This window comes from Pseudomonas sp. MWU12-2345 (assembly GCF_023242385.1).
Lineage (GTDB): Bacteria > Pseudomonadota > Gammaproteobacteria > Pseudomonadales > Pseudomonadaceae > Aquipseudomonas > Aquipseudomonas gingeri_D.
The window spans coordinates 279575-303221 of the sequence record NZ_JALLJA010000006.1 but is presented as its reverse complement, the minus strand read 5'-3'; the positions used below and the strand labels follow the sequence as shown (position 1 = coordinate 303221).

Sequence of the window (23647 nt, the reverse complement as noted above, 5' to 3'; positions counted from 1 at the left end):
TCAGTTCGCCTCCTGAGCGCCGGTAAAGGGGTTGACGCCGGTGGCCGCAATAGCTGCCCATGCCGTGGCGCCCAGATGAGGCAGGTGGTAGTAGAAGAAATCGTTGCGCGGCGAGTCCGGACCGATAGCCAGCCCGGTGCTGATTTGCGCCTGCGGCGTCGCGAAGAGCCAACCATGGCCGGCCTGCAACGCCAGCAATACCGACCACAAGGGCTGGGCCCGGTCGGGCAGACCACTCAGACGTGCCACCGCCGCGGCCTGGGCGGTGCCCTCGGTCCAGACGCCATCGGGGTTGCGGTTGAAGCCGTAACCGTCGGCGAAACGGTGGCTTTGATCGACAAAGGCAAACACCCGCCGCCAGTCCCGCGGCGGATCGGGAACCGCCAGCAGCGGCCAGAGCTGCGCGTCCAGCCCTGAGCGCAGGCGATCCGACGTTCGCCCATCCTCGCCGGTACCAATCAGAAAGCGCCCCTCACGGTCATCCCACTGGCTTTGCACGAAACCCAGGGCAACCTGCGCCTGGAGCCGCGCATCCGGGTCCGCCGTCAGGCGGTCGAGCGCGATCCAGGCGGCAACCAGGTCGATATTGTGCTCGGTGGACTTCCAGCCTTGCCGGACCTGCTGGTTGAGGTAGCCATAGACGCCGCCGCTGAAGCCCGCGGGTACCTGGGTGTCGTAGGTGTTCTGCTGGACCCAGTGCAGCACCCGCTGGGCCGCGGCAAGATAAGACGGTTCGGCGGTCTGGCGGAAAGCCTCGAGCAGCGCAAGCGCCCCCCAGGCCTGATTGCCGGTGGCACTGCTGACCTGGTAGGCATCCTGGCTCCAGGCATTGCGCTCAGTACTCCAATACCCCGCCAACGCTATGGCCTGGCCCTTGATCGGACCGGCCGCATAGGCATTACGCAAGCGCCCGTCGGCGTACTCGGGGTCATGTTCCACGGCTAACGCCAGGGCATCGGCCAGCCGGCGAGCGGACTGCGCCTTGCCACAGGCGAACAGGGCGATGCTGGCCAGGGCGTTGTCATAGGTGAAGGCCACCCCGCGTAGCGCCAGTATTGCCGGAGGCTGTCCATCCAGGGCCGGATAGCTGGTCAGCAGCACCGGACCGGTACCGGGATAGGCCTGTGTCGCCTGATCCAATGCGCCACAGGTGTCCGCCGCCAGTTGCCCCCGGGCTGGCACCGCCCAGGCCAGTTGCCCGAGCCCCAGCAACCACGCGCCGACCAGCCAGGCCACGCCGCGCCAGCGGCTCATTTCCCCACGACCTCGGCGGAAGCCCAGAGTCCGGGCTTGCACACCATGCTTCGTTGCCTGTCACTGAGATTCGCGGCAAAGGTGGCGACCACATACACGGAGTTCTGCTCGGCGTAGGGGAAAGGCACGCTGTAGGTTCCCGGCTGCAGGTCGGATGAGTGGGACAGCAGTTGCTCGACCTTGGCCGTCAGCGGCTCCTCCAGCCCGCGAATACTCACCTTCAGCACCGTGTCACGATCGATTTTGCTCGCCACCCGCTCGGGAAAGACCGCGATGACGTAGCTCTCCCCACAATTGGTCGCGCGCACCAGGGTCGAGCCGGCGCGCACCAGCGTACCTTGGGGCGCCACCACCTCCTGGACCGTCCCGGCGGAATAGGCCACCACGTCATAGCCGGACATCAGTTTGATCCGGCTGTTTTCCGCCTCGATCAAGCCGTCGAGCTTTTGCAGCTCCTGCTCCACCGTGGAGCGGTTGCGCTCCTGGTTGTCCAGGCTCAGCTTCAAGGTGACCAGATGCGAGCTGAGGTCGAACATGCGCAACTGGTCAGGGTCCAGGTAGACCTGCTGGTTGGCCGCGCTCAGATCACCATTGCTGATACCCAACTGTGACCTGACGCTCTCCGCGGCGCCCTGCAACGAGGCCAACTGGGCTTTCGACGAGTCGACCAAGGCATTACTGACCGCTCCCTGGCGGAACAACTCGAGATTGCGCTCCACCGTATCCTGAGCTTCTTTCAAGCGCGCGCTGGCGGCGTAATTTTCGGCCCGCAGGGCTTTCTGGCCGAACAGTTGGCGGGTATGGAAAGCCGCCTGGTATTGCTGGCTGATTTTCTCCAGCGCCTGGTAGTACTGCTGGTCATGTTCGAACTGGCTGAGGGAAGACGACAACTCCTGCTCCAGGCTCAAGCGCCGGGTTTGCAAGGTCAGCAAGGTGTCTTGATTGGCCCGGGGGTTTTCCACCACGGCCAGTTGCTGTCCCTCGACAAAGGAGGTGCCCGACTTGATGCTGAGGGAACTCACCACGCCATCGATGGGTGTGGTCAGCAAAATCACCGGGGCATTGAGGATGGCCCGCGTGGCCGACGTCGATAACAACGGCATGAACAAGGTCGACAACAACAGCCACAGGATAAAGACCAGGATGCCCACACCCACCAGTCGGGGTAGCAGGGACAATGGAAAGTGCCTTGTGCGCTCTTCGGTCATGTCAGGTTCTCCCGATAGGACATGAAGACATTCATTCTCAACAAGCAGCCAGTAGCCGCACGTTATCGTGAAAGGCATAAAGCAGGTGTTACCAGCAAAGATGTCCCATCATCAGGCCACTACTTGATCTGCCTGATTTAGTTGGTTTCTTAGTGTTGTGAGCAGGAATGATATTCCTGTCTTTTTGGAAGTTGGCATCCGCTCATAGTGACCACTTATCCACTACTTATGTTGCCTGTTTATGACCGAAAGGAACCTGGCGACTTCCACCCTTGCCTGATGGCTAAACGCAGGCATTTTGATAGCTATCCCTTGGAATAGTTTGGGCGTTGTCAGTGGCGACACTAAGTTCAGTTTTTCCCAGTGTCAAGCGCCCGAACATCGGAAACTTGATGACGCCAATTATGTAGCACCCCGTAAATGGGATCCATTAAATGGACGACCCCCACCCAATGATCAGCAACCAATTATTTTCTCTAGTATTTTAATTGCCTGGAAAAACAAAATGAAAAACACCTCTATATTGATATGATTTCAGCAAAACAACCTACCAGATGAAAGCGATATAACAACACCGCCCCGCTCAAAGCATCGAAACAACACCTGTTATAAATCCGTCACTCAGGCCCCAATGAAAACGCCCCGACAAGTCGGGGCGTTTTGATGTGCAGCTATTGCTTAGCGCGGGAACGCAGGCGGGTTGACCCCGGCCATGTCTTCCATCACGCGAACCACCTGGCAGCTGTAACCGAATTCGTTGTCGTACCAGACGTACAGGACAACACGGTTATCGTTGCAGATGGTCGCTTCAGCGTCGACCACACCAGCGTGGCGCGAACCGACGAAGTCGGTGGAGACCACTTCCTGGGAATTGACGAAATCGATCTGCTTGTGCAGATCCGAGTGCAGCGCCATATAGCGCAGGTACTCGTTCATCTCTTCGCGAGTGGTGGCTTTCTCAAGGTTCAGGTTGAGAATGGCCATCGATACGTTTGGCGTCGGCACACGGATCGCGTTACCGGTCAATTTGCCGGCCAGTTCAGGCAAGGCCTTGGCGGCAGCGGTGGCGGCACCGGTCTCGGTGATCACCATGTTCAGCGCGGCGCTACGGCCACGGCGATCGCCCTTGTGGAAGTTGTCGATCAGGTTCTGGTCGTTGGTGTACGAGTGAACCGTTTCAACGTGACCGTTGACGATGCCGAACTTGTCGTTGACGGCCTTGAGCACCGGCACGATGGCGTTGGTGGTGCAGGACGCCGCGGAAACGATCTTGTCGTCGGCGGTGATTTCGCCATGGTTGATGCCATGCACGATGTTCTTCAGCTTGCCCTTGCCCGGTGCGGTCAGGACAACGCGGTCGATCCCCGGGCAGGCCAGGTGCTGGCCCAGGCCCTCGGCGTCACGCCATACACCGGTGTTGTCCACCAGCAGGGCGTTCTTGATGCCGTACTGGGTGTAGTCCACCTCGGTCGGGTTCTTCGCGTAGATGACCTGGATCAGGTTACCGTTGGCGGTGATGGTGTTGTTTTCTTCGTCAATGGTGATGGTGCCGTTGAAGGAACCGTGCACCGAGTCGCGACGCAACAGGCTGGCGCGCTTGGTCAGGTCGTTCTCGGCGCCCTTGCGCACCACGATGGCACGCAGACGCAGGCCGTCGCCGCCACCGGTTTTCTCGATCAGGATACGGGCCAGCAGGCGACCGATACGACCGAAACCGTACAGCACCACATCAGTGCCCTTGCGACCGCCAGCGCTTTGCTGGCCAACCACATCGGCCAGTTCTTCGCGAACGAACTGTTCGGCGCTACGGCCGTTGCCTTGCGTCTTGAATTTCACGGCCAGCTTGCCCAGGTCCACCGAAGCGGCACCCAGCTTGAGCTCGCTCATCGCCTTGAGCAGCGGGAAAGTCTCGTGGACGGACAGTTCGACATCATCACTCTGACGATGGCGAGCAAAGCGGTGAGCCTTGAGAATCGCGATGACAGACTGGTTGATCAGGCTGCGGCCATAGATCGAACTCACCACATTGTTATTGCGGTAGAGCTGACCGATAAGCGGGATCATCGCTTCTGCAAGCGCTTCACGATCAATCCACTCACCAAGACACTGGTCGGGCTTCTGAGTCACGGGAACCTTCCACATGTAGGGGCTGAAAAAAGGGGCTACATTATGCCGCCGAGTGGCCCTGCGAGCAATGCGCGCCTGTCGTGCATCCAGCAACAAAAACCCTTTTGAAAAAAACGCACCCCGCGCCAGCCCAGTAAATACGCGGCTTGCAGCAGGGCACAAAATGAGTGCTCATGGGCGACTTGTCCGTAACCCTCCAAAACATACGCCCGATACGGCACTACATAATGGGTCGAAAAGCGCTATTTTTTGTCTTAGCCACTACATTTCCCTCAATGCGTAATAGAAACAGTCTGCAACTGACAGGCGGCACCCGGGACCGTTACAATTACCGACTTTGTCGCAACGCTTGGAGCTCAACCTTCCGTGCCCGTTCTGCGTCTACCGCTTCTCCCTGCCGCGGCAGGTAAACAGCACTGGGGCAATCTCCCCGGTGCCGCCCTGAGCCTGGCCATTGCCGAGGCTGCCAGCGCTGCCAAGCGCTTCACCCTGCTGCTGACCGCCGACAGCCAAAGTGCCGAACGGCTCGAACAGGAGCTGAGTTTCTTCGCCCCGGACTTGCCGGTGCTGCATTTCCCGGACTGGGAAACCCTGCCCTACGATCTGTTTTCGCCGCACCAGGACATCATCTCCCAGCGCATTGCCAGCCTTTATCGGCTGCCGGAGCTGGTCCATGGCGTACTGGTGGTGCCGATCACCACCGCCCTGCATCGCCTGGCGCCGACCAAGTTCCTGCTGGGCAGCAGCCTGGTGCTGGATATCGGCCAGAAGCTCGATGTGGAGCAGATGCGTACGCGGCTGGAGGCCACCGGCTACCGTTGCGTCGACACGGTCTACGAGCATGGCGAGTTCGCCGTGCGTGGCGCCCTGATCGACCTGTTCCCGATGGGCAGCAAACTGCCCTACCGCATCGACCTGTTCGACGACGAGATCGAGACGCTGCGCACCTTCGACCCGGAAAACCAGCGCTCCATCGACAAGGTCGATTCGGTGCGCCTGCTGCCGGCCAAGGAGTTTCCGCTGCAGAAAGAAGCGGTCACCCGCTTCAAGGCGCGCTTTCGCGAACGCTTCGATGTCGACTTCCGCCGTTGCCCGATCTTCCAGGACCTGAACAGCGGGATCACCCCCGCCGGTATCGAGTACTACCTGCCGCTGTTCTTCGAGGAAACCTCGACCCTGTTCGACTACCTGCCCCAGGACACCCAGGTGTTCTCCCTGCCGGGCATCGAGCAGGCGGCGGAAAACTTCTGGAACGATGTGCGCAACCGCTACGAGGAGCGTCGCGTCGACCCGACCCGGCCACTGCTGCCACCGGCCGAGCTGTTCCTCCCGGTGGAAGACTGCTTCGCCCGCCTGAAAAGCTGGCCGCGGGTGGTCGCCAGCCAGCAGGACGTGGAAACCGGCATCGGCCGTGAACGCTTCGCCGCCCGTGAACTGCCGAACCTGGCGATCGAGGCCAAGGCCAACCAGCCGCTGGCGGCCCTCTCCGCGTTCCTCGACGAGTTCCCTGGTCGCGTGCTGTTCACCGCCGAATCCGCCGGGCGCCGGGAAGTCCTGCTGGAACTGCTCGAACGCCTGAAACTGCGGCCGAAGACCGTCGACAGTTGGCCGGACTTCGCCGCCGGCAAGGATCGCCTGGCAATCACCATCGCGCCGCTGGACGAAGGCCTGGTGCTGGACGATCCGGCCCTGGCGCTGATTGCCGAAAGCCCGTTGTTCGGCCAGCGCGTGATGCAGCGCCGGCGCCGGGAAAAACGCGCCGACGCCAACAACGACGCAGTGATCAAGAACCTCACCGAGCTGCGCGAAGGCGCACCGGTGGTGCATATCGACCACGGTGTCGGCCGCTACCTGGGCCTGGCGACCCTGGAGATCGACAACCAGGTCGCCGAGTTCCTCACCCTGGCCTACGCCGAGGGCGCCAAGCTCTATGTGCCGGTGGCCAACCTGCACCTGATCGCCCGCTACACCGGCAGCGACGACGCCCTCGCCCCGCTGCACCGGCTGGGCTCGGAAACCTGGCAGAAAGCCAAGCGCAAGGCCGCCGAACAGGTCCGTGACGTCGCCGCCGAACTGCTCGACATCTATGCCCGCCGCGCCGCCCGCGAAGGTTATGCGTTCGCCGACCCGAAAGCCGACTACGCCACCTTCAGCGCCGGCTTCCCGTTCGAGGAAACCCCGGACCAGCAGACCACCATCGACGCCGTGCGCGCCGATATGCTCGCGCCCAAGCCGATGGACCGCCTGGTCTGCGGCGACGTCGGCTTCGGCAAGACCGAAGTGGCCATGCGCGCGGCGTTTATCGCCGTGCACGGCGGCAAGCAGGTGGCGATCCTGGTGCCCACCACCCTGCTCGCCCAGCAGCACTACAACAGCTTCCGCGATCGCTTCGCCGACTGGCCGGTGAGCGTGGAAGTGATGAGCCGCTTCAAGTCCGCCAAGGAAGTGAACGCCGCGGTGGCCGACCTCGCCGAAGGCAAGATCGATATCGTCATCGGCACCCACAAGCTGCTGCAGGACGATGTGAAGATCAAGAACCTGGGCCTGGTGATCATCGACGAAGAACACCGTTTCGGCGTGCGCCAGAAAGAACAGCTCAAGGCCCTGCGCAGCGAAGTCGACATCCTCACCCTGACCGCCACGCCGATCCCGCGCACGCTGAACATGGCGGTATCGGGCATGCGCGACCTGTCGATCATCGCCACCCCGCCGGCGCGCCGGTTGTCGGTGCGCACCTTCGTCATGGAGCAGAACAAGAGCACGGTCAAGGAAGCCCTGCTGCGCGAATTGCTGCGCGGCGGCCAGGTCTACTACCTGCACAACGATGTGAAGACCATCGAGAAATGCGCCGCCGACCTCGCCGAACTGGTGCCGGAAGCGCGCATCGGCATCGGCCACGGGCAGATGCGCGAACGCGATCTCGAACAGGTGATGAGCGACTTCTACCACAAGCGCTTCAACGTGCTGATCGCCTCGACCATCATCGAGACCGGCATCGACGTGCCGAGCGCCAACACCATTATCATCGAGCGTGCCGACAAGTTCGGCCTGGCCCAGTTGCACCAGCTGCGCGGCCGGGTCGGACGCAGTCACCACCAGGCCTATGCCTACCTGCTGACCCCGGGTCGCCAGCAGATCACTTCCGACGCGGAAAAACGCCTGGAGGCCATCGCCAATACCCAGGACCTCGGGGCCGGCTTCGTGCTTGCCACCAATGACCTGGAAATCCGTGGCGCCGGCGAACTGCTGGGCGACGGTCAGAGCGGGCAGATCCAGGCGGTAGGCTTCACCCTGTACATGGAAATGCTCGAACGTGCGGTCAAGGCCATTCGCAAGGGCGAGCAACCCAACCTCGACCAGCCCCTGGGCGGTGGTCCGGAAATCAACCTGCGCCTGCCGGCACTGATCCCCGAAGACTACCTGCCGGACGTGCATGCACGACTGATCCTCTACAAACGCATCGCCTCGGCGACCGACGAAGAGGGTCTCAAGGACCTGCAGGTGGAGATGATCGACCGTTTCGGCCTGTTGCCGGAACCGACCAAGAACCTGGTGCGCCTGACCCTGCTCAAACTGCAGGCCGAGCAGTTGGGTATCAAGAAGGTCGATGGCGGTCCGCAAGGTGGGCGCATCGAGTTCGCCGCGGACACCCCGGTCGATCCGCTGTCGCTGATCAAGTTGATCCAGGGCCAGCCCAACCGCTACAAGTTCGAAGGTGCCACCCTGTTCAAGTTCATGGTACCGATGGAACGTGCTGAAGAACGCTTTAATACACTGGAGGCGCTGTTCGAACGCCTCACCCCGAAAACTGCCTGAAGGACGCCGTATGCGCCTGATACCCTCGCTGGCCTTGTTGTTGGTCCTGATCGCCCCGGCGGCGTTGGCCGACGAGTTGTATCAGATCGAAATGATCCTGATCCGGCAGAACCTGGAGCAACCCTTCCAGAGCCAACCGGCGCCCGAGGATTGGGCCAAGGGTGCCAAACCGGTCACCGCCGACCAGGAGCGCACCCCCAGCCTCAATGAGATGACCGCCAAGCTCGGCGCCAGCGGCAACTACGAGGTGCTGCTGCACAAGGCCTGGCAGCAACCCCTGAGCGACCAGCCGAGCCTGGTCTCGATCACCGAAGGCCAGGAACAGTTCGGCCAGTTCCCGGTAGAAGGTACGCTGAGCCTGACCCTCAAGCGCTTCACCGACGTGCAGGCACAGTTCTGGGTCAACCAGTTCGACAGCAACGGCGTGGTCAGTGCCAGCGAACGCCTGAACCAGACCAGCCAGACCAAGAACGGTCAACTCAACTTCCTCGATGCCGGCCACCTCGCCCTGCTGCTCAAGGTGACCTCACTCGCCGCATCGAAACGCGAAGCGCCGTCACAGAATCTCGACCAGTGAACGTCCGATGCCCTCGTCCCTGACGCCCGCCCTGACCAAACCGCTCGCCGCGTCCTGGGTCAGTCGCTTCAAGGAACAGAGCCTCGAACGGGGCCGGCGCTACGCCCTGGAAAACCGCGTGAGGATCGTCCAGGCCGGCGACAGCACCATTACCGCCAGTTGCGAAGGCTCGGGCGGCAATACCTATCGCCAGACCATTCACCTGCGTGAGTCCGCCAAAGGCACGCTGCTGGTGGTCGACGCCACCTGTACCTGCCCGGTGCGCAGCTGCTGCAAGCACACCGCCGCGGTGTTGCTGCAGGTCCAGGAAACCCTGGCCTACCCGGCGGCGGAAAAAGACGCCCAATTGCTGGAAAAACTCCAGGCGGTACTGGATGCGCGCACGCCGTCACCCTTGCCACAACAGCAGATCGACGACCTGATGCCGGTGCCACGCCTGTGGCTGGCGAGCATCGAGTTCAGTGCCTTCGAGCCGCGCAACGGGCGGATGCAGCGCTATATCCAGCACCGTGCGGCCCTCTCCTTCGAGTACCTGGGCGAGTACGTCAGCGGGCAGAAAAACGCCGATATCATCCTGCGCCAGGAACACCAGAGCCTGCGTATCAAGCGTCAGCTTGACGCGGAAAAGGCCTGTCGCGAGCAATTGCGCCTGCTGGGGTTCAAGATCGCCACGCGCCAGAGCAAGGCATTGCCGGAAAGTGCCGGCGAGCTGTTCGAAATGGTCAATGACAGCGCCTGGCTGAATTTCACCCTCAACGAACTGCCGGGCCTGCGCGCCCAGGGCTGGGAATTGCAGATCGAGGAGGACTTCGGTTTCGACCTCAGCCCCGTGGAGGACTGGTACGCCACGGTCGACGAAGCCCCCGAACGCGACTGGTTCGACCTGGAGCTGGGGATCATCGTCAATGGCGAGCGCCTGAGCCTGCTGCCGATCCTGCTGAACCTGGTGCGCTCGCATACCGAACTGCTCAATCCCGAGCGCCTGGCCCGGCGCCGCGACGACGAACTGATCCTGGTGAATATCCCGGCCTCCCCCGCCGGCAACCACGGGCCGCTGCAAGTCGCCTTGCCCTATGGGCGCCTGCGGCCGGTGCTGAACACCCTGGGCGAGTTCTACCTGCAGGAGCCCGGTACCACCCGCCTGCGCCTGAGCCATGCCGATGCGACCCGGCTCAACCCGCTGGACGAGCTGTCGCTGCTCTGGGAAGGCGGCGAACAGATTCGTGGCTTCGCCCAGCGGTTGCGGGATATCCGCGACTACAGCGCGGCGATCCCCGAAGGCCTCAACGCGACGCTGCGCCCTTACCAGCACGAAGGCCTGAGCTGGATGCAGTCGCTACGGCAACTGGAAGTCGGCGGCATTCTGGCCGATGACATGGGCCTGGGAAAAACCTTGCAGACCCTGGCCCACATTCTCAGCGAAAAGCAGGCCGGGCGCCTGGACCGTCCCTGCATGGTGGTGATGCCCACCAGCCTGATTCCCAACTGGCTGGACGAGGCGGCGCATTTCACCCCGCAGCTCAAGGTGCTGGCGCTGTACGGTGCCGGACGCAAGAAGCATTTCGAGCAATTGCAGGATTACGACCTGCTGCTCACCACCTATGCCCTGCTGCCCAAGGATATCGAGCTGCTCAAGGCCCAGCCGCTGCACGTGCTGGTACTCGACGAGGCGCAGTACATCAAGAACCCCGGCAGCAAGGCCGCCCAGGCCGCCCGCGAACTGGATGCGCGGCAACGCCTGTGCCTGAGCGGAACGCCGCTGGAGAACCACCTGGGCGAGCTCTGGTCGTTGTTTCACTTTTTGTTGCCGGGCTGGCTGGGGGACGTGAAAAGCTTCAATCGCGACTATCGAACTCCGATCGAAAAACACGCCAGTGAAGTCCGCCTGCAACACCTCAACGGCCGGATCAAGCCCTTCCTGCTGCGCCGCACCAAGGAACAGGTGGCCACCGAACTGCCCCCCAAGACCGAGATTATCCACTGGGTTGAACTCAACGAGGCCCAGCGCGATGTCTACGAGACCATGCGCCTGGCCATGGACAAGAAGGTCCGCGCCGAGATCACCCGCAAGGGCGTGGCCCGCAGCCAGATCATCATCCTCGAGGCGCTGCTCAAGCTGCGCCAGGTCTGCTGCGACCTGCGCCTGGTCAACGACGCGCCCCTGCCCGCGCGCGGCAGCGCCTCCGGCAAGCTCGACAGCCTGATGGAGATGCTCGAGGAGTTATTCGACGAAGGGCGGCGGATCCTGTTGTTCTCGCAGTTCACCTCGATGCTGTCACTGATCGAGGTGGAGTTGCGTAAACGCGGGGTGGCCTATGCGCTGCTGACCGGGCAGACCCGTGACCGGCGCACGCCGGTCAAGGACTTCCAGAGCGGCAAGTTGCAGATTTTCCTGATCAGCCTCAAGGCCGGCGGCGTGGGGCTGAACCTCACCGAAGCCGACACGGTGATCCACTACGATCCGTGGTGGAACCCGGCCGCCGAACACCAGGCCACCGACCGCGCCTATCGGATTGGCCAGGAGAAGCCGGTGTTCGTCTACAAGATGATTGCCCGCGGCACGGTGGAGGAAAAGATCCAGCACCTGCAACGGGAAAAATCGGACCTGGCCGCCGGTGTGCTCGACGGCCGTCAGGCCGGCGACTGGCAGTTGCAGAACGACGATATCGAAGCCCTGTTCGCGCCGCTGCCGGACAAGAAAGCCGGTCGTTAACGGCCCGCCGCGAGCACCCGCGCCAGGGTCGACTTCACCTGGCCCATGCCGTCATGCAAGGCTTGCTCGATCTCGGCCATGGTGATCACCGCCGTCGACTTGCCCGCCGCCGGGTTCACCACCAATGCCAGGCAGGCATAGTCCAGTTCCAGCTCGCGGGCCAGTGCGGCTTCCGGCATGCCGGTCATGCCGACGATATCGCAGCCGTCGCGTTCCAGCCGGGCGATCTCGGCCACTGTCTCCAGGCGCGGCCCCTGGGTGCAGGCATAGACGCCATGACTACTATAGGCGCACCCCTCGGCCGCCAGCGCCGCAATCAGCTGTGCCCGCAGGCCTTCGCTGTAGGGATAGCTGAAATCGATATGGGTCACCTGCTCCAGATCATCGGCAAAATAGGTGTGCTGGCGACCGCTGGTGTAGTCGATCAACTGATGCGGCACACAGAAATGCCCGGTGCCCATTGCCGCATGAATCCCGCCCACGGCGTTGACCGCCAGGATCGCCTCGGCCCCCGCCTGTTTCAGCGCCCACAGGTTGGCCCGGTAGTTCACCTGATGCGGCGCAAAACGGTGCGGATGCCCATGACGCGCCAGGAACAGCACTTCACGCCCGGCGTATTCACCGATCTGGATATCCGCCGAAGGGACGCCGTAGGGCGTATCCAGCGTCAACGACTGACGAATGCTCAAGCCTTCGAGCTGGGTCAGGCCCGTGCCGCCGATAATCGCGTAAACCGTCATGCGGGATTCCTCAGTCAATCAGTTGAGCATCTTTAAGCGCCATCAACGCCGACAACCAGCGTGGATCCTGGCGATAATCGGTGCGGGCGAACCCCTGGCCGCGCATCCGCGCAATACGCGGCGACGGCTGGACCTTCAGGCGCTGGGCGGCACTCAAGGCCAACTCGGCGGCCGCACGGTCGTTGCACACCAGGCCCATGTCACAGCCGGCGGACAACGCCGCTTCGATCCGGCTCGCGGCGTCGCCAACCACATGGGCACCGGCCATCGACAGGTCATCACTGAAGATAACCCCGTCAAATTGCAATTCGCCACGCAGGATCTCCTGCAGCCAACGGCGCGAGAAACCGGCGGGTTGCGCATCGACCTGTGGATAGATGACATGGGCCGGCATCACCGCAGCAAGCTGTTTGCTCAAGCGGGCGAAAGGCAGCAGGTCATTGACGCGGATCTCATCCAGGCTGCGCTCATCGGTGGGAATCGCCACATGGGAGTCGGCTTCGGCCCAGCCATGGCCGGGGAAGTGCTTGCCGGTGGCGGCCATGCCGGCGCTGTTCATACCGCGGATAAAGGCTCCGGCGAGCAACGCCGCACGCTCGGGATCCCCCTCGAAGGCGCGGCTGCCGACCACCGCGCTGCGCTGGTAGTCGAGGTCCAGGACCGGCGCAAAGCTGAGGTCCAGGCCCACCGCCAGCACCTCGGTCGCCATCAGCCAGCCGCACTGCTCGGCCAGGTATTCGGCGTTCGGATTGTCGGCAAGCGCGCGCATCGCCGGCAAGCGTACGAAGCCCTGGCGCAGGCGCTGCACCCGTCCGCCTTCCTGGTCGACCGCCAGCAGCAGGTCCGGGCGCACGGCGCGAATCGCCGCGCTCAGTTCGCGAACCTGGCGCGGGTGCTCGATATTGCGCGCAAAGATAATCAACCCGCCGACTTGCGGCTGGCGCAACAACTGGCGATCTTCAGCCGTCAACCAGGTACCGGCGACGTCCACCATCAGGGAGCCTTGCAGGGCAGTACTCATAGGGAATCCTTGGACAAAAGTGCCCATTGCCCTCGCGGACCTGCACGCCAGGCGGCGACAGACAGGCACGGCAACGCCTTGCCATGGACAGCGCCAGGCAAGCGGGAACGGGCAAGGGAGGCTTGGAACAAAAAGAAATCAGGCATGGGCGGCAGCTTAGCGGATCAAAGCCGGCGCGCCCACCCGTACCTTATCAAACCTTGGCAGCCGCAGCCGGTGCCGGTGTCGACTTGCTGCGCGGGCGCAGTTGCGCCGCCGCCATGGAGGCATCGGTGACACCGCTGTCGGCACGCATGCCGGCCGCGAGGAACGGCACCATCAGGCGCATGACCTGCTCGATGGAGGTATTGACCCCGAAGTCGGTCTCGGCAATCGCCCGCAAGGCCTTGATACCCGACATGCTGAACGCCGCCGCGCCGAGCATGAAGTGCACGCGCCAGAACAGCTCGATCGGTGGAATCCGTGGCGCGGCATCGTTGACCAACAGCATATAGCGTCGGAACACCTTGCCGTACATGTCTTCCAGGTAACGCCGCAGGTGGCCCTGGCTCTGGCTGAAGGCCAGGCCCAGCAAACGCATGAAGATCGACAGATCGTTACCACTACGCGGTTGTACCACCAGCGCCTGCTCGACGAGGATTTCCAGCAGCTCTTCCAGCCCGGGCTTGACCTCGGGTTTGGCCTGGCGTCGCTCCAGCTCACGGTCGAGGCTGATGCAGAACGGGCCGAGGAAACGCGAGAACACCGCCTGGATCAGGGCCTTCTTCGAGCCGAAGTGGTAGTTCACCGCCGCGAGATTGACCCCCGCCTTGCTGGTGATCAACCGCAATGAGGTCTCGGCGAAACCTTTTTCCGCGAACAATTGCTCGGCAGCATCGAGAATGCGTTCAACGGTTTCCGACTGGGCCATGGTTACTCCGCCTGACAAACACTTGTTTGAAACATACGTTTCAGCCCTGGGAATGTCAAGTCTGGCGGTCCGTTCGTGGCCCACCGGTCGAGCATTAAATCATACAAATCCTGGCCTGTAGCCATCCTCGGCGGCCATAGCCCGGAGACCGTCCGGCGGACACGAGAAAAAGGAGGATTGCCAAGCGCCTTGCACTGTATATAATCCCAGTCACTGTATAAAAAGACAGAGCGCTCAACATGATAAAACTGACGCCACGCCAAGCCGAGATTCTGGCCTTTATCAAACGATGCCTGGATGACAATGGTTATCCGCCGACCCGCGCGGAAATCGCCCTGGAGCTGGGGTTCAAGTCACCGAACGCGGCCGAAGAGCACCTCAAGGCCCTGGCCCGCAAGGGTGCGATCGAAATGACCCCGGGCGCATCCCGCGGCATTCGCATCCCCGGCTTCGAAGCCAAGAGCGATGAATCCACCCTGCCGATCATCGGCCGCGTGGCTGCCGGTGCGCCGATTCTCGCCCAGCAGCACGTCGAGGAATCCTGCAACATCAACCCGACCTTCTTCCATCCCCGGGCCGACTATCTGTTGCGCGTTCACGGCATGAGCATGAAGGACGTCGGCATTTTCGACGGTGACCTGCTGGCCGTACACACCTGCCGCGAAGCCCGCAACGGCCAGATCGTGGTGGCGCGGATCGGCGACGACGTCACCGTCAAGCGCTTCAAGCGCGAAGGCAGCAAGGTCTGGCTGCTGGCGGAAAACCCCGAGTTCGCCCCCATCGAAGTCAACCTGAAAGACCAGGACTTCGTCATCGAAGGTTTGAGTGTCGGCGTTATTCGCCGCTGAAGGAGGCGTCATGCAATTCCAGCAAACCCCACAACATGCACAACTTTCCCTGTTCGAAGCGTTCATGGCGCAACCCCTCGCGCCCCTGCTCAAGGAGGTGGTCGAAGCCCCCTGGAGCACTGAGCCAGAAGTGTTCAGTGAGCTGTCGTTGCGGGGCGCTGCCGGGAGTTGCCTGAGCCTGCTGGCACCGATCCTGCGGGAGTTGAGCCAGGATCAGGAGGCCCGCTGGCTGACCCTGATCGCCCCGCCAGCCAGCCTGACCCAGGCCTGGCTGCGGGATGCCGGACTCAACCGGGAGCGGATTCTGCTCCTGCAACCCAGCAGCGCTCAAAACGCCCAGCAATTGACCTGTGAAGCCTTGCGCCTGGGCCGTAGCCACACCGTGGTCAGCTGGCTGAACCCGCTGAACGCCAGTGCGCGCCAACAACTGATCAGCGCGGCTCGCCAAGGCGATGCGCAAAGTCTGAATATTCGTTTGGGCTGACGGATTGAGCGGCCGTCAGGGCCGGTGTGGCATGCTGATCGCTCAGGGCTTCTCCAGGACAGAGAAGCCGATCTGAAACGTCATCCAGCGTCGAACGAGCCTCGGTTTCAATGAAGAACCCGTGGCCCGCCGTCGTCTTTCTCGATTTCACCTTCGGCCAAACGCCCAGCCATCTGCACGCCGACGCTCAACATGGCCTTGGCCACCTCGACATGCTGGCCCTGCAGGAACGCCTTGGCATCTTCGGAAAAGTTAAGGGTCACCAGAGAACCTTCGTCCTCGGCCCGGCGCAGCTCGATGCGGCCGTCCGGCAGCTCGACAATTTCTAGAAAGGACGTAGGCATAGTGTCAGTTCTCCACGAAAGGCCATTATTGTATCAGTCATCAGCGGCACCTCGCAGGAGAACTGAAGCGCTTTCTTTACCACTTGATGAACATCTGACAGATGGAGACTACTTTTTTCAAAGAAAAAGGCGACAAAATAATCGCCCTCTGTTCATCCATATGCCCGTTCAATCACTCAGCACTCGTTGAGCCCATCGCGAAAACGGATCGCCAGCGCCTTCAGGTTCTGCCGCCAGCTCTCCAACTCCTCACGCCCCAGTTCGGGCGCCTCGTCCTCATCCAGGCTCACCGCCACGATCAACGGCTGCAACACGTCGCCCTTGACCTTCCTGGGGGCCTGGGGCGGCAGATACAGCGCGGCGTGGGCACTGATCAAGCGGGCCAGCCAGGTTTGCGGGCCATGGGCCAACTCCACCAGCTCGGCCATTTCCGGAATGGCGATCGCCTCCAGCACTTCGCGGGTCAGCAATAACTCGGCCCGCGGCGCGGCGGCCTGGGGCAGGCGGTAGAAGCCGGCAATCTCATGGCAGAGCCCGAGCAGCGCACCGTATAGATGAAACACCGCGGCTTCGCGCTCGGCCTGGATCAGCGCCAGGGCATTCATCGCCCCGCTCGTCTCGGCCTTGCCCAGGGCTTCCAGGGCCAGGCCGGCGTAAAAAATCTTCTGGTTGGTACGGGTATAGAGTTCGTTGGCCATGACGGCGCGCTCCAGGGAAAAAGGCCACAGGCAGGTCAGTCAGTTTCAGGGATCGACCAAGTTCGCCGCAAGCCAAAAAAGACAAAGGCCGCGTGAAAACCCAAGTTTTCACGCGGCCCCGGTGCTCACACCCGATCAGCGGATCAGGTGCTCAGCTTACGAGCGCTTGTCTTCCACCGTCCATTTGCCGCCGTCGTAGAACGCCTTCCAGCCGGTCGGCTTGCCTTCCACTTCGGTCTGCACGTACTGCTCCTTGGTCTTGCGACTGTAGCGAATGACCGATGGACGACCGTCCGGGTCCTTCTGCGGAGCATCACACAGGAAGTGGTACTTGGGATCGATCTCGTCCTTGTGGGGAAGGATCTCGATCACCAGCGGCGCGCGGGTTTCACGGTTTTTCGGGAACTGGCTGGCGGCCAGGAACAGGCCGGAAGCACCGTCACGCAGGATATAGGTGTCGTTGACCTTATCGCACTTGAGTTCCGGCATCTTCACCGGGTCCATCTTCGGCGGCGCCGCGTCACCGCTCTTGAGCAGCTTGCGGGTGTTCTTGCAGGTCGCGTTGGTGCACCCGAAGAATTTGCCGAAACGGCCAGTCTTGAGTTGCATCTCGCTACCGCACTTGTCGCATTCCAGGCTCGGGCCTTCGTAGCCCTTGATGCGGTAGCTGCCTTCTTCGATCTCGTAGCCGTCGCAATCCGGGTTGTTACCGCAGATGTGCAGCTTGCGCTTCTCGTCCAGCAGGTAGGCGTCCATCGCCGTGCTGCAGATCGGGCAGCGATGCTTGCCGCGCAGCACCAGGGATTCCGATTCACCCTCGTCGTCGGCGGCGATTTCATCCCCCGGCACCAGGTTGACGGTGGCCTTGCAGCGTTCCTTGGGCGGCAGGCTGTAACCCGAGCAGCCGAGAAACACGCCGGTGGAGGCGGTGCGAATCTGCATCGGCCGGCCGCAGGTCAGGCACGGGATGTCAGTCATCACCGGCTGGTTGGCGCGCATGCCGCTGTCAGGGCTTTCCGCCACTTCGAGCTTTTTCTTGAAGTCGCCGTAGAACTCGTCGAGCACGTTCTTCCAGTCACGCTCGCCTTGGGCCACGTCGTCGAGATGCTCTTCCATGCTGGCGGTAAAACCGTAGTCCATCAGGTCGGAGAAGCTTTCCGAAAGGCGCTCGGTGACGATGTCGCCCATCTTCTCGGAGTAGAAGCGACGGTTGTGCAGCGCCACATAACCACGATCCTGGATGGTCGAGATGATCGCCGCATAGGTCGAAGGACGACCGATACCGCGCTTTTCCATTTCCTTGACCAGGCTGGCTTCGGAGTAACGGGCCGGCGGCTTGGTGAAGTGCTGGGTCGGATCGAGCTGGATCAGCTTCATCACCTCGCCCTGGGCCATGTCCGGCAGCACATCGTCGTCGCCCGGCTTGCTCATCTGCGGCAAGACACGGGTGTAACCGTCGAACTTGAGGATACGGCCCTTGGCACGCAGCTCGAAGTCACCGGCGGCGACGCTGACGGTGGTCGACAGGTATTGCGCCGGCAGCATCTGGCAGGCCACGAATTGGCGCCAGATCAGCTCGTAGAGGCGCTCGGCATCACGTTCCATGCCCGACAGCTTGCTCGGGTCGGTATTCACATCCGAAGGACGGATGGCTTCGTGAGCTTCCTGGGCGCCGGCCTTGCTGCTGTAGACGTTGGCGTTTTCCGGCAGGTACTTCGCGCCGAACTCGCCTTCGATATAGGTCCGCGCCATCGCCACGGCATCAGCCGAGAGGTTGGTGGAGTCGGTACGCATATAGGTGATGTAGCCCGCTTCGTACAAGCGCTGGGCCATCATCATGGTTTTCTTCACGCCGAAGCCCAGGCGGTTGCTCGCGGCCTGCTGCAGGGTGGACGTAATGAAGGGGGCCGACGGCTTGCTGCTGGTCGGTTTGTCCTCGCGCTTGGCGATGGTGTAGGCCGACGCCTTGAGCTTCTCCAGGGCCGCCATGGCCTGGGCTTCATTCAGCGGCTTGAACGCCTCGCCCTTCTCCCGCGCCACTTCGAAGCGCACCTTGGCGCCCTTGGCGGTGCCGAGGTCGGCGTGGACTTCCCAGTACTCTTCGGGGTTGAACGCACGGATCTCGCGTTCACGCTCGACCACCAGCTTCACCGCCACCGACTGTACGCGACCGGCGGAGAGGCCACGGGCGATCTTCGACCAGAGCAACGGCGAGACCATGTAACCCACGACCCGGTCGAGGAAGCGGCGGGCCTGCTGGGCATTGACGCGATCGATATCCAGTTCGCCGGGCGCCGAGAAGGCTTCCTGGATGGCTTTCTTGGTGATCTCGTTGAACACCACGCGCTTGTAGCGGCTGTCATCACCACCGATGGCTTCGCGCAGGTGCCAGGCAATGGCTTCCCCTTCGCGGTCCAAGTCGGTTGCGAGATAGATGGTGTCGGCATCCTTGGCCAGGCGGCGCAGCTCCTCGATCACCTTCTCCTTGCCGGGAAGGATCTCGTAGCGAGCTTTCCAGCCGTGATCCGGGTCGACGCCCATGCGCGAAACCAGCTGCTTGCGCGCCTTCTCCTTCGCCGTCAGCACGGGGGCTTCGCCAACCGCCGCCTTGCCGCGCTTGGCAGCGGGCTCTTTGGTGGCACTCGCCGAACCGCTGGTGGGCAGGTCTCGGATATGGCCGATACTCGACTTCACCACGTACTGGGTACCCAAGTACTTGTTGATGGTCTTGGCCTTAGCCGGGGATTCCACAATGACCAGCGATTTGCCCATGGATCAGAAAATTCCTGAATGCTAGAAGTGAGAGGCGGCCTGCGCCTGACGCGGCACCGCTATATATAGTGGCTACAAGGTGAGGTCAAGCGCAGGGTTCTGCGCGACCTCTCCTCAAGGCCTTGAAAAAAGGCTCGGTTCAGCTTGCACCAAAGCAAAGCGCGGGACCTGTTCGCCGTCAACCTCGACCGACTCCAGGAACATGCTCAAGGGACGTACCCAAAAGCCGTAATCGCCATACAGGGCTTGGTAGAACACCAGTTCCTCGTCGGTCTCGGAGTGCCGCGCAACGTTGAAAACACGGTACTGCGGCCCCTTGTAATGCTGATAGAGCCCGGGTTCCAATTTCATGTATCGGCTCCTTACAAATAAAAATAAAAAAATTCGGAAAAACAAAAGCCGGGGCACCAGGCCCCGGCTTCCTTCGACGAGACGCTTAGACGCGTTCGAAGACGGTGCTGATGCCCTGGCCGAGGCCAATGCACATGGTGGCCACCCCAAGGGTACCGCCATTCTGCTTCATCACGTTGAGCAAGGTGCCGGAAATCCGCGCACCGGAACAACCGAATGGGTGGCCCAAGGCAATCGCGCCGCCGTGCAGGTTAACCTTCTCGTTCATCTTGTCGAGCACTTTCAAATCCTTGAGCACCGGCAGGGCCTGTGCGGCGAAGGCTTCGTTGAGCTCGAAGAAGTCGATGTCGGAGATGGCCAGGCCCGCACGCTTGAGCGCTTTCTGGGTCGCCGGTACCGGACCATAGCCCATGATCGCCGGATCCACACCCGCCACGGCCATGGAACGGATCACCGCCAAAGGCTGGATCCCCAGGTCCTGGGCACGCTGGGCCGACATCACGATCATGCACGAGGCGCCGTCGGTGATCTGCGAGGAAGTCCCCGCCGTCACGGTGCCGCCCTTGGGGTTGAACGCCGGCTTCAAGGCCGCCAGGCTTTCCAGGGTGGTTTCCGGACGAATGGTTTCGTCGTAGTCGAACACCTTCAGGAAGCCGTTCTCGTCATAACCCTGCATCGGGATGATCTCGTCCTTGAACTTGCCTTCCACGGTGGCCTTGTGAGCCAACTGGTGGGAGCGCACGCCAAAGGCGTCCTGCTGCTCGCGGGTGATACCGTGCATCTTGCCGAGCATTTCCGCGGTCAGGCCCATCATGCCCGAGGCTTTCGCCGCGTACAGCGACATGTGCGGGTTCGGATCGACACCGTGCATCATGCCGACATGGCCCATATGCTCGACGCCGCCGACGACGAAGACGTCACCGTTGCCGGTCATGATCGCCTGGGCGGCGGTGTGCAGCGCGCTCATGGACGAGCCACACAGGCGGCTGACGGTCTGGCCGGCAGCGGTGTGCGGGATCTGGGTCATCAGCGACGCCATGCGGGCGATGTTCCAGCCCTGCTCCAGGGTCTGGTTCACACAGCCCCAGATCACGTCCTCGACTTCGTTCGGGTCGACCTTGACGTTGCGTTCCAGCAGTTTGCTGATCAGGTGCGCCGACATGTCCTCGGCGCGGGTGTTGCGGTGCATGCCGCCCTTGGAGCGGCCCATCGGAGTACGACCGAAGTCGACAATCACGACGTCTCTAGGATTCAAGCTCATATCGTTCACTCTCGCTCTAGTGTGGGCGCTTAACCGAAGAACCGCTGGCCGGTCTTGGCCATTTCACGCAGCTTCGCGGTCGGGTGGTACAGCGCGCCCAGGTCGGCGTACTGATCGGCCAGGGCCACGAATTCGGCGACACCGATGGAATCGATGTAGCGCAACGCACCGCCACGGAAGGGAGGGAAACCAATACCGTAGACCAGACCCATGTCGGCTTCGGCGGCGGTTTCGACAATACCGTCTTCCAGGCAACGCACGGTTTCCAGGCACAGCGGGACCATCATCCAGTTGATGATGTCCTCGTCGGTCACTTCACGCTGCTCGTAGATGATCGGCTTGAGCACTTCCAGCACCGACGAATCGGCGACTTTCTTCTGCTTGCCGCGCTTGTCGGTCTCGTAGGCGTAGAAACCCTTGCCGTTTTTCTGACCCAGGCGATTGGCTTCGTAGAGGGCATCCACCGCCGAACGGCGATCGTCCTTCATACGGTCCGGGAAACCTTCGGCCATCACGTCACGACCGTGGTGGCCGGTGTCGATGCCGACCACGTCCATCAGGTAGGCCGGGCCCATCGGCCAGCCGAACTTCTCCATGATCTTGTCGATACGGACAAAGTCCACACCGGCGCTGACCAGCTTGGCGAAACCGCCGAAGTACGGGAACAGGATACGGTTGACCAGGAAGCCCGGGCAGTCGTTGACCACGATCGGGTTCTTGCCCATTTTCTTGGCGTAGGCCACGGTGGTGGCGACCGCTTCTTCGCTGGACTTCTCGCCACGGATCACTTCCACCAGCGGCATCATGTGTACCGGGTTGAAGAAGTGCATGCCGACGAAGTTTTCCGGACGCTTGAGGGCCTTGGCCAGCAGGCTGATGGAAATGGTCGAGGTGTTGGAGGCGAGGATCGCATCTTCCTTGACTTGGGCTTCCACTTCCGCCAGTACCGCTTGCTTGACTTTAGGGTTCTCGACGACCGCTTCAACCACCAGGTCGACGTGACCGAAATCACCGTAGGACAGCGTAGGACGAATGCCGTTGAGCACCTCAGCCATCTTCGCCGCGGTCATGCGACCTTTATCAACGCGACCGACCAGCAGTTTCGCGGCTTCCGCCAGACCCTGCTCGATGCCGTGCTCGTTGATGTCCTTCATCAGGATCGGCGTGCCTTTGGAGGCCGACTGATAAGCGATACCGCCACCCATGATACCGGCGCCCAATACGGCGGCCTGTTTCACGTCCCTGGCGATTTCGTCGTAGGCCTTGGCCTTTTTCTTCAGTTCCTGGTCGTTCAGGAACAGACCGATCAGGCTTTGCGCAGCCGAGGTCTTGGCCAGTTTCACGAAGCCGGCGGCTTCGATTTCCAGGGCCTTGTCACGCCCGAAGTTGGCGGCTTTCTGGATGGTCTTGATCGCTTCGACCGGGGCCGGGTAGTTCGGACCGGCTTGACCGGCAACAAAACCCTTGGCGGTTTCGAAGGCCATCATCTGTTCGATGGCGTTGAGCTTGAGCTTGTCCAGCTTCGGCTGGCGCTTGGCCTTGTGGTCGAGCTCGCCGGAGATGGCGCGCTTGAGCAGTTCCAGAGCGGCTTCCTGGAGTTTTTCCGGAGCAACCACGGCATCGACGGCGCCGACTTTCAGGGCGTCTTCGGCACGGTTTTCCTTACCGGCGGCAATCCACTCGATGGCGTTGTCCGCACCGATCAGGCGCGGCAGACGGACGGTACCGCCAAAGCCCGGGTAGATGCCCAGCTTGACTTCCGGCAGGCCGATCTTGGCGCTGCTGGACATGACGCGGAAGTCCGCGGCCAGGCACATTTCCAGACCGCCGCCCAGGGCGATGCCATTGATCGCGGCGACAGTCGGCACGGCCAGGTCTTCGAAATCGCTGAAAATCTTGTTGGCTTCGAGGTTGGCAGCGACCAACTCGGCATCCGGCAACTTGAAGTTGTCGACAAATTCGGTGATGTCGGCGCCGACGATAAACACGTCCTTGCCGCTGCTGACGATCACGCCCTTGACGGACGCATCAGCCTTGAGGGTGTCCACGGCCTGGCGCAATTCGCCCAGGGTTAGACGGTTGAACTTGTTGACGGACTCACCCTTGAGGTCGAACTTCAGTTCGACGATGCCACTTTCAAGAGCCTTAACCGTGATGGCTTTACCTTCGTAAATCATCAACTGATCTCCACGATATGGAAGCTGAACAGTACACGTCGGACGCGAGCGGATGGTACGGCACTGACGTTACCGTCGATGCTACGCCAAGCCGCCAGGCACACCCGCCAACGCGATAGTCGGGATTCTGTTTGGAGCCGTCTGATCAGACAAACGCTCAATTCATACGCCCGTTTGATTTGGGTGTGGACACCTTCACGGAATTCGCGGCAATTGTCAATTGCCGAAAACATTGCGAAAAAAACGACTTCCCGGTCATATTCCGGGCGTGAAAGCCCCCTGGGCGCCTGGCTTTATGGCCGCCCATTCAGCGAATCAATAGTGTAGCGGCGAGCGGCCGATCCCG

At 61.9% G+C, this 23647-nt stretch carries 17 protein-coding genes; 5 read left to right on the top strand and 12 right to left on the bottom strand.

The features are described 5' to 3' along the window. The 3 genes from M5C71_RS15180 to M5C71_RS15170 all read right to left on the bottom strand — a co-directional run bounded on the left by M5C71_RS15180 (position 1) and on the right by M5C71_RS15170 (position 4604). Complete coding sequence (locus tag M5C71_RS15180; RefSeq protein ID WP_247263001.1) at positions 1-1254, bottom strand: hypothetical protein; 1254 nt, start codon at positions 1252-1254, stop codon at positions 1-3. Next, positions 1251-2462: a hypothetical protein gene (locus M5C71_RS15175; RefSeq protein ID WP_248744808.1), complete on the bottom strand. Its 1212-nt coding sequence runs from the start codon at positions 2460-2462 to the stop codon at positions 1251-1253. The genes M5C71_RS15180 and M5C71_RS15175 overlap by 4 nt, the downstream gene beginning before the upstream one ends. Before the next feature lie 678 nt (positions 2463-3140). Further along, positions 3141-4604, bottom strand: a complete 1464-nt coding sequence (locus M5C71_RS15170; RefSeq protein WP_103496736.1) for a glyceraldehyde-3-phosphate dehydrogenase — start codon at positions 4602-4604, stop codon at positions 3141-3143. Between the two features lie 351 nt (positions 4605-4955). Here M5C71_RS15170 and mfd point away from each other — a divergent pair, with 351 nt between their 5' ends. Genes mfd through M5C71_RS15155 form a run of 3 tightly spaced genes read left to right on the top strand, consistent with a single transcriptional unit; the run spans position 4956 to position 11695 of the window. Continuing rightward, on the top strand, positions 4956-8405 hold the full coding sequence (mfd, locus tag M5C71_RS15165) for a transcription-repair coupling factor (protein WP_103496735.1): 3450 nt from the start codon (positions 4956-4958) through the stop codon (positions 8403-8405). 10 nt (positions 8406-8415) lie between these two features. Continuing rightward, positions 8416-8982: a CsiV family protein gene (locus tag M5C71_RS15160; protein WP_152737319.1), complete on the top strand. Its 567-nt coding sequence runs from the start codon at positions 8416-8418 to the stop codon at positions 8980-8982. 19 nt (positions 8983-9001) lie between these two features. Further along, positions 9002-11695: a DEAD/DEAH box helicase gene (locus M5C71_RS15155; RefSeq protein ID WP_248768158.1), complete on the top strand. Its 2694-nt coding sequence runs from the start codon at positions 9002-9004 to the stop codon at positions 11693-11695. Here M5C71_RS15155 and M5C71_RS15150 read toward each other — a convergent pair. The 3 genes from M5C71_RS15150 to M5C71_RS15140 form a co-directional block, all read right to left on the bottom strand. Continuing rightward, positions 11692-12435 (bottom strand): S-methyl-5'-thioinosine phosphorylase, encoded by a 744-nt coding sequence (locus M5C71_RS15150; protein WP_103496733.1) that lies wholly within the window; start codon positions 12433-12435, stop codon positions 11692-11694. The two genes, M5C71_RS15155 and M5C71_RS15150, sit on opposite strands and share 4 nt — an antisense overlap. A 10-nt stretch (positions 12436-12445) precedes the next feature. Further along, entirely contained in the window at positions 12446-13444 is a 999-nt protein-coding gene (nagZ, locus tag M5C71_RS15145; RefSeq protein ID WP_248768157.1) for a beta-N-acetylhexosaminidase, read from the bottom strand. 205 nt (positions 13445-13649) lie between these two features. Beyond that, entirely contained in the window at positions 13650-14366 is a 717-nt protein-coding gene (locus M5C71_RS15140; RefSeq protein WP_103496731.1) for a TetR/AcrR family transcriptional regulator, read from the bottom strand. Between the two features lie 239 nt (positions 14367-14605). Here M5C71_RS15140 and lexA point away from each other — a divergent pair, with 239 nt between their 5' ends. Next, entirely contained in the window at positions 14606-15214 is a 609-nt protein-coding gene (gene lexA / locus M5C71_RS15135; RefSeq protein ID WP_103496730.1) for a transcriptional repressor LexA, read from the top strand. 10 nt (positions 15215-15224) lie between these two features. Beyond that, positions 15225-15698 (top strand): SOS-induced cell division inhibitor SulA, encoded by a 474-nt coding sequence (gene sulA / locus M5C71_RS15130; RefSeq protein ID WP_152737317.1) that lies wholly within the window; start codon positions 15225-15227, stop codon positions 15696-15698. Positions 15699-15805: 107 nt separating this feature from the next. On the opposite strand, the gene M5C71_RS15125 is transcribed toward sulA, so the two are convergent. From M5C71_RS15125 to fadB, 6 genes are all read right to left on the bottom strand, one after another. Then, positions 15806-16042: a hypothetical protein gene (locus tag M5C71_RS15125; protein ID WP_100939176.1), complete on the bottom strand. Its 237-nt coding sequence runs from the start codon at positions 16040-16042 to the stop codon at positions 15806-15808. Between the two features lie 176 nt (positions 16043-16218). Continuing rightward, on the bottom strand, positions 16219-16740 hold the full coding sequence (locus M5C71_RS15120) for a DUF6586 family protein (RefSeq protein WP_103496728.1): 522 nt from the start codon (positions 16738-16740) through the stop codon (positions 16219-16221). A gap of 156 nt (positions 16741-16896) precedes the next feature. After that, positions 16897-19512 (bottom strand): type I DNA topoisomerase, encoded by a 2616-nt coding sequence (gene topA, locus M5C71_RS15115; RefSeq protein ID WP_177102493.1) that lies wholly within the window; start codon positions 19510-19512, stop codon positions 16897-16899. Between the two features lie 114 nt (positions 19513-19626). Next, positions 19627-19863 carry a DUF1653 domain-containing protein gene (locus tag M5C71_RS15110; protein WP_100939173.1) on the bottom strand — a complete coding sequence of 79 codons (237 nt, stop codon included), beginning with the start codon at positions 19861-19863 and terminating at the stop codon, positions 19627-19629. 85 nt (positions 19864-19948) lie between these two features. Then, entirely contained in the window at positions 19949-21124 is a 1176-nt protein-coding gene (gene fadA, locus M5C71_RS15105; protein ID WP_103496726.1) for an acetyl-CoA C-acyltransferase FadA, read from the bottom strand. 29 nt (positions 21125-21153) lie between these two features. After that, a complete protein-coding gene (gene fadB / locus M5C71_RS15100) occupies positions 21154-23301 on the bottom strand; it encodes a fatty acid oxidation complex subunit alpha FadB (protein WP_103496725.1) in 2148 nt (715 codons plus the stop codon). Positions 23302-23647: the final 346 nt, after the last annotated feature.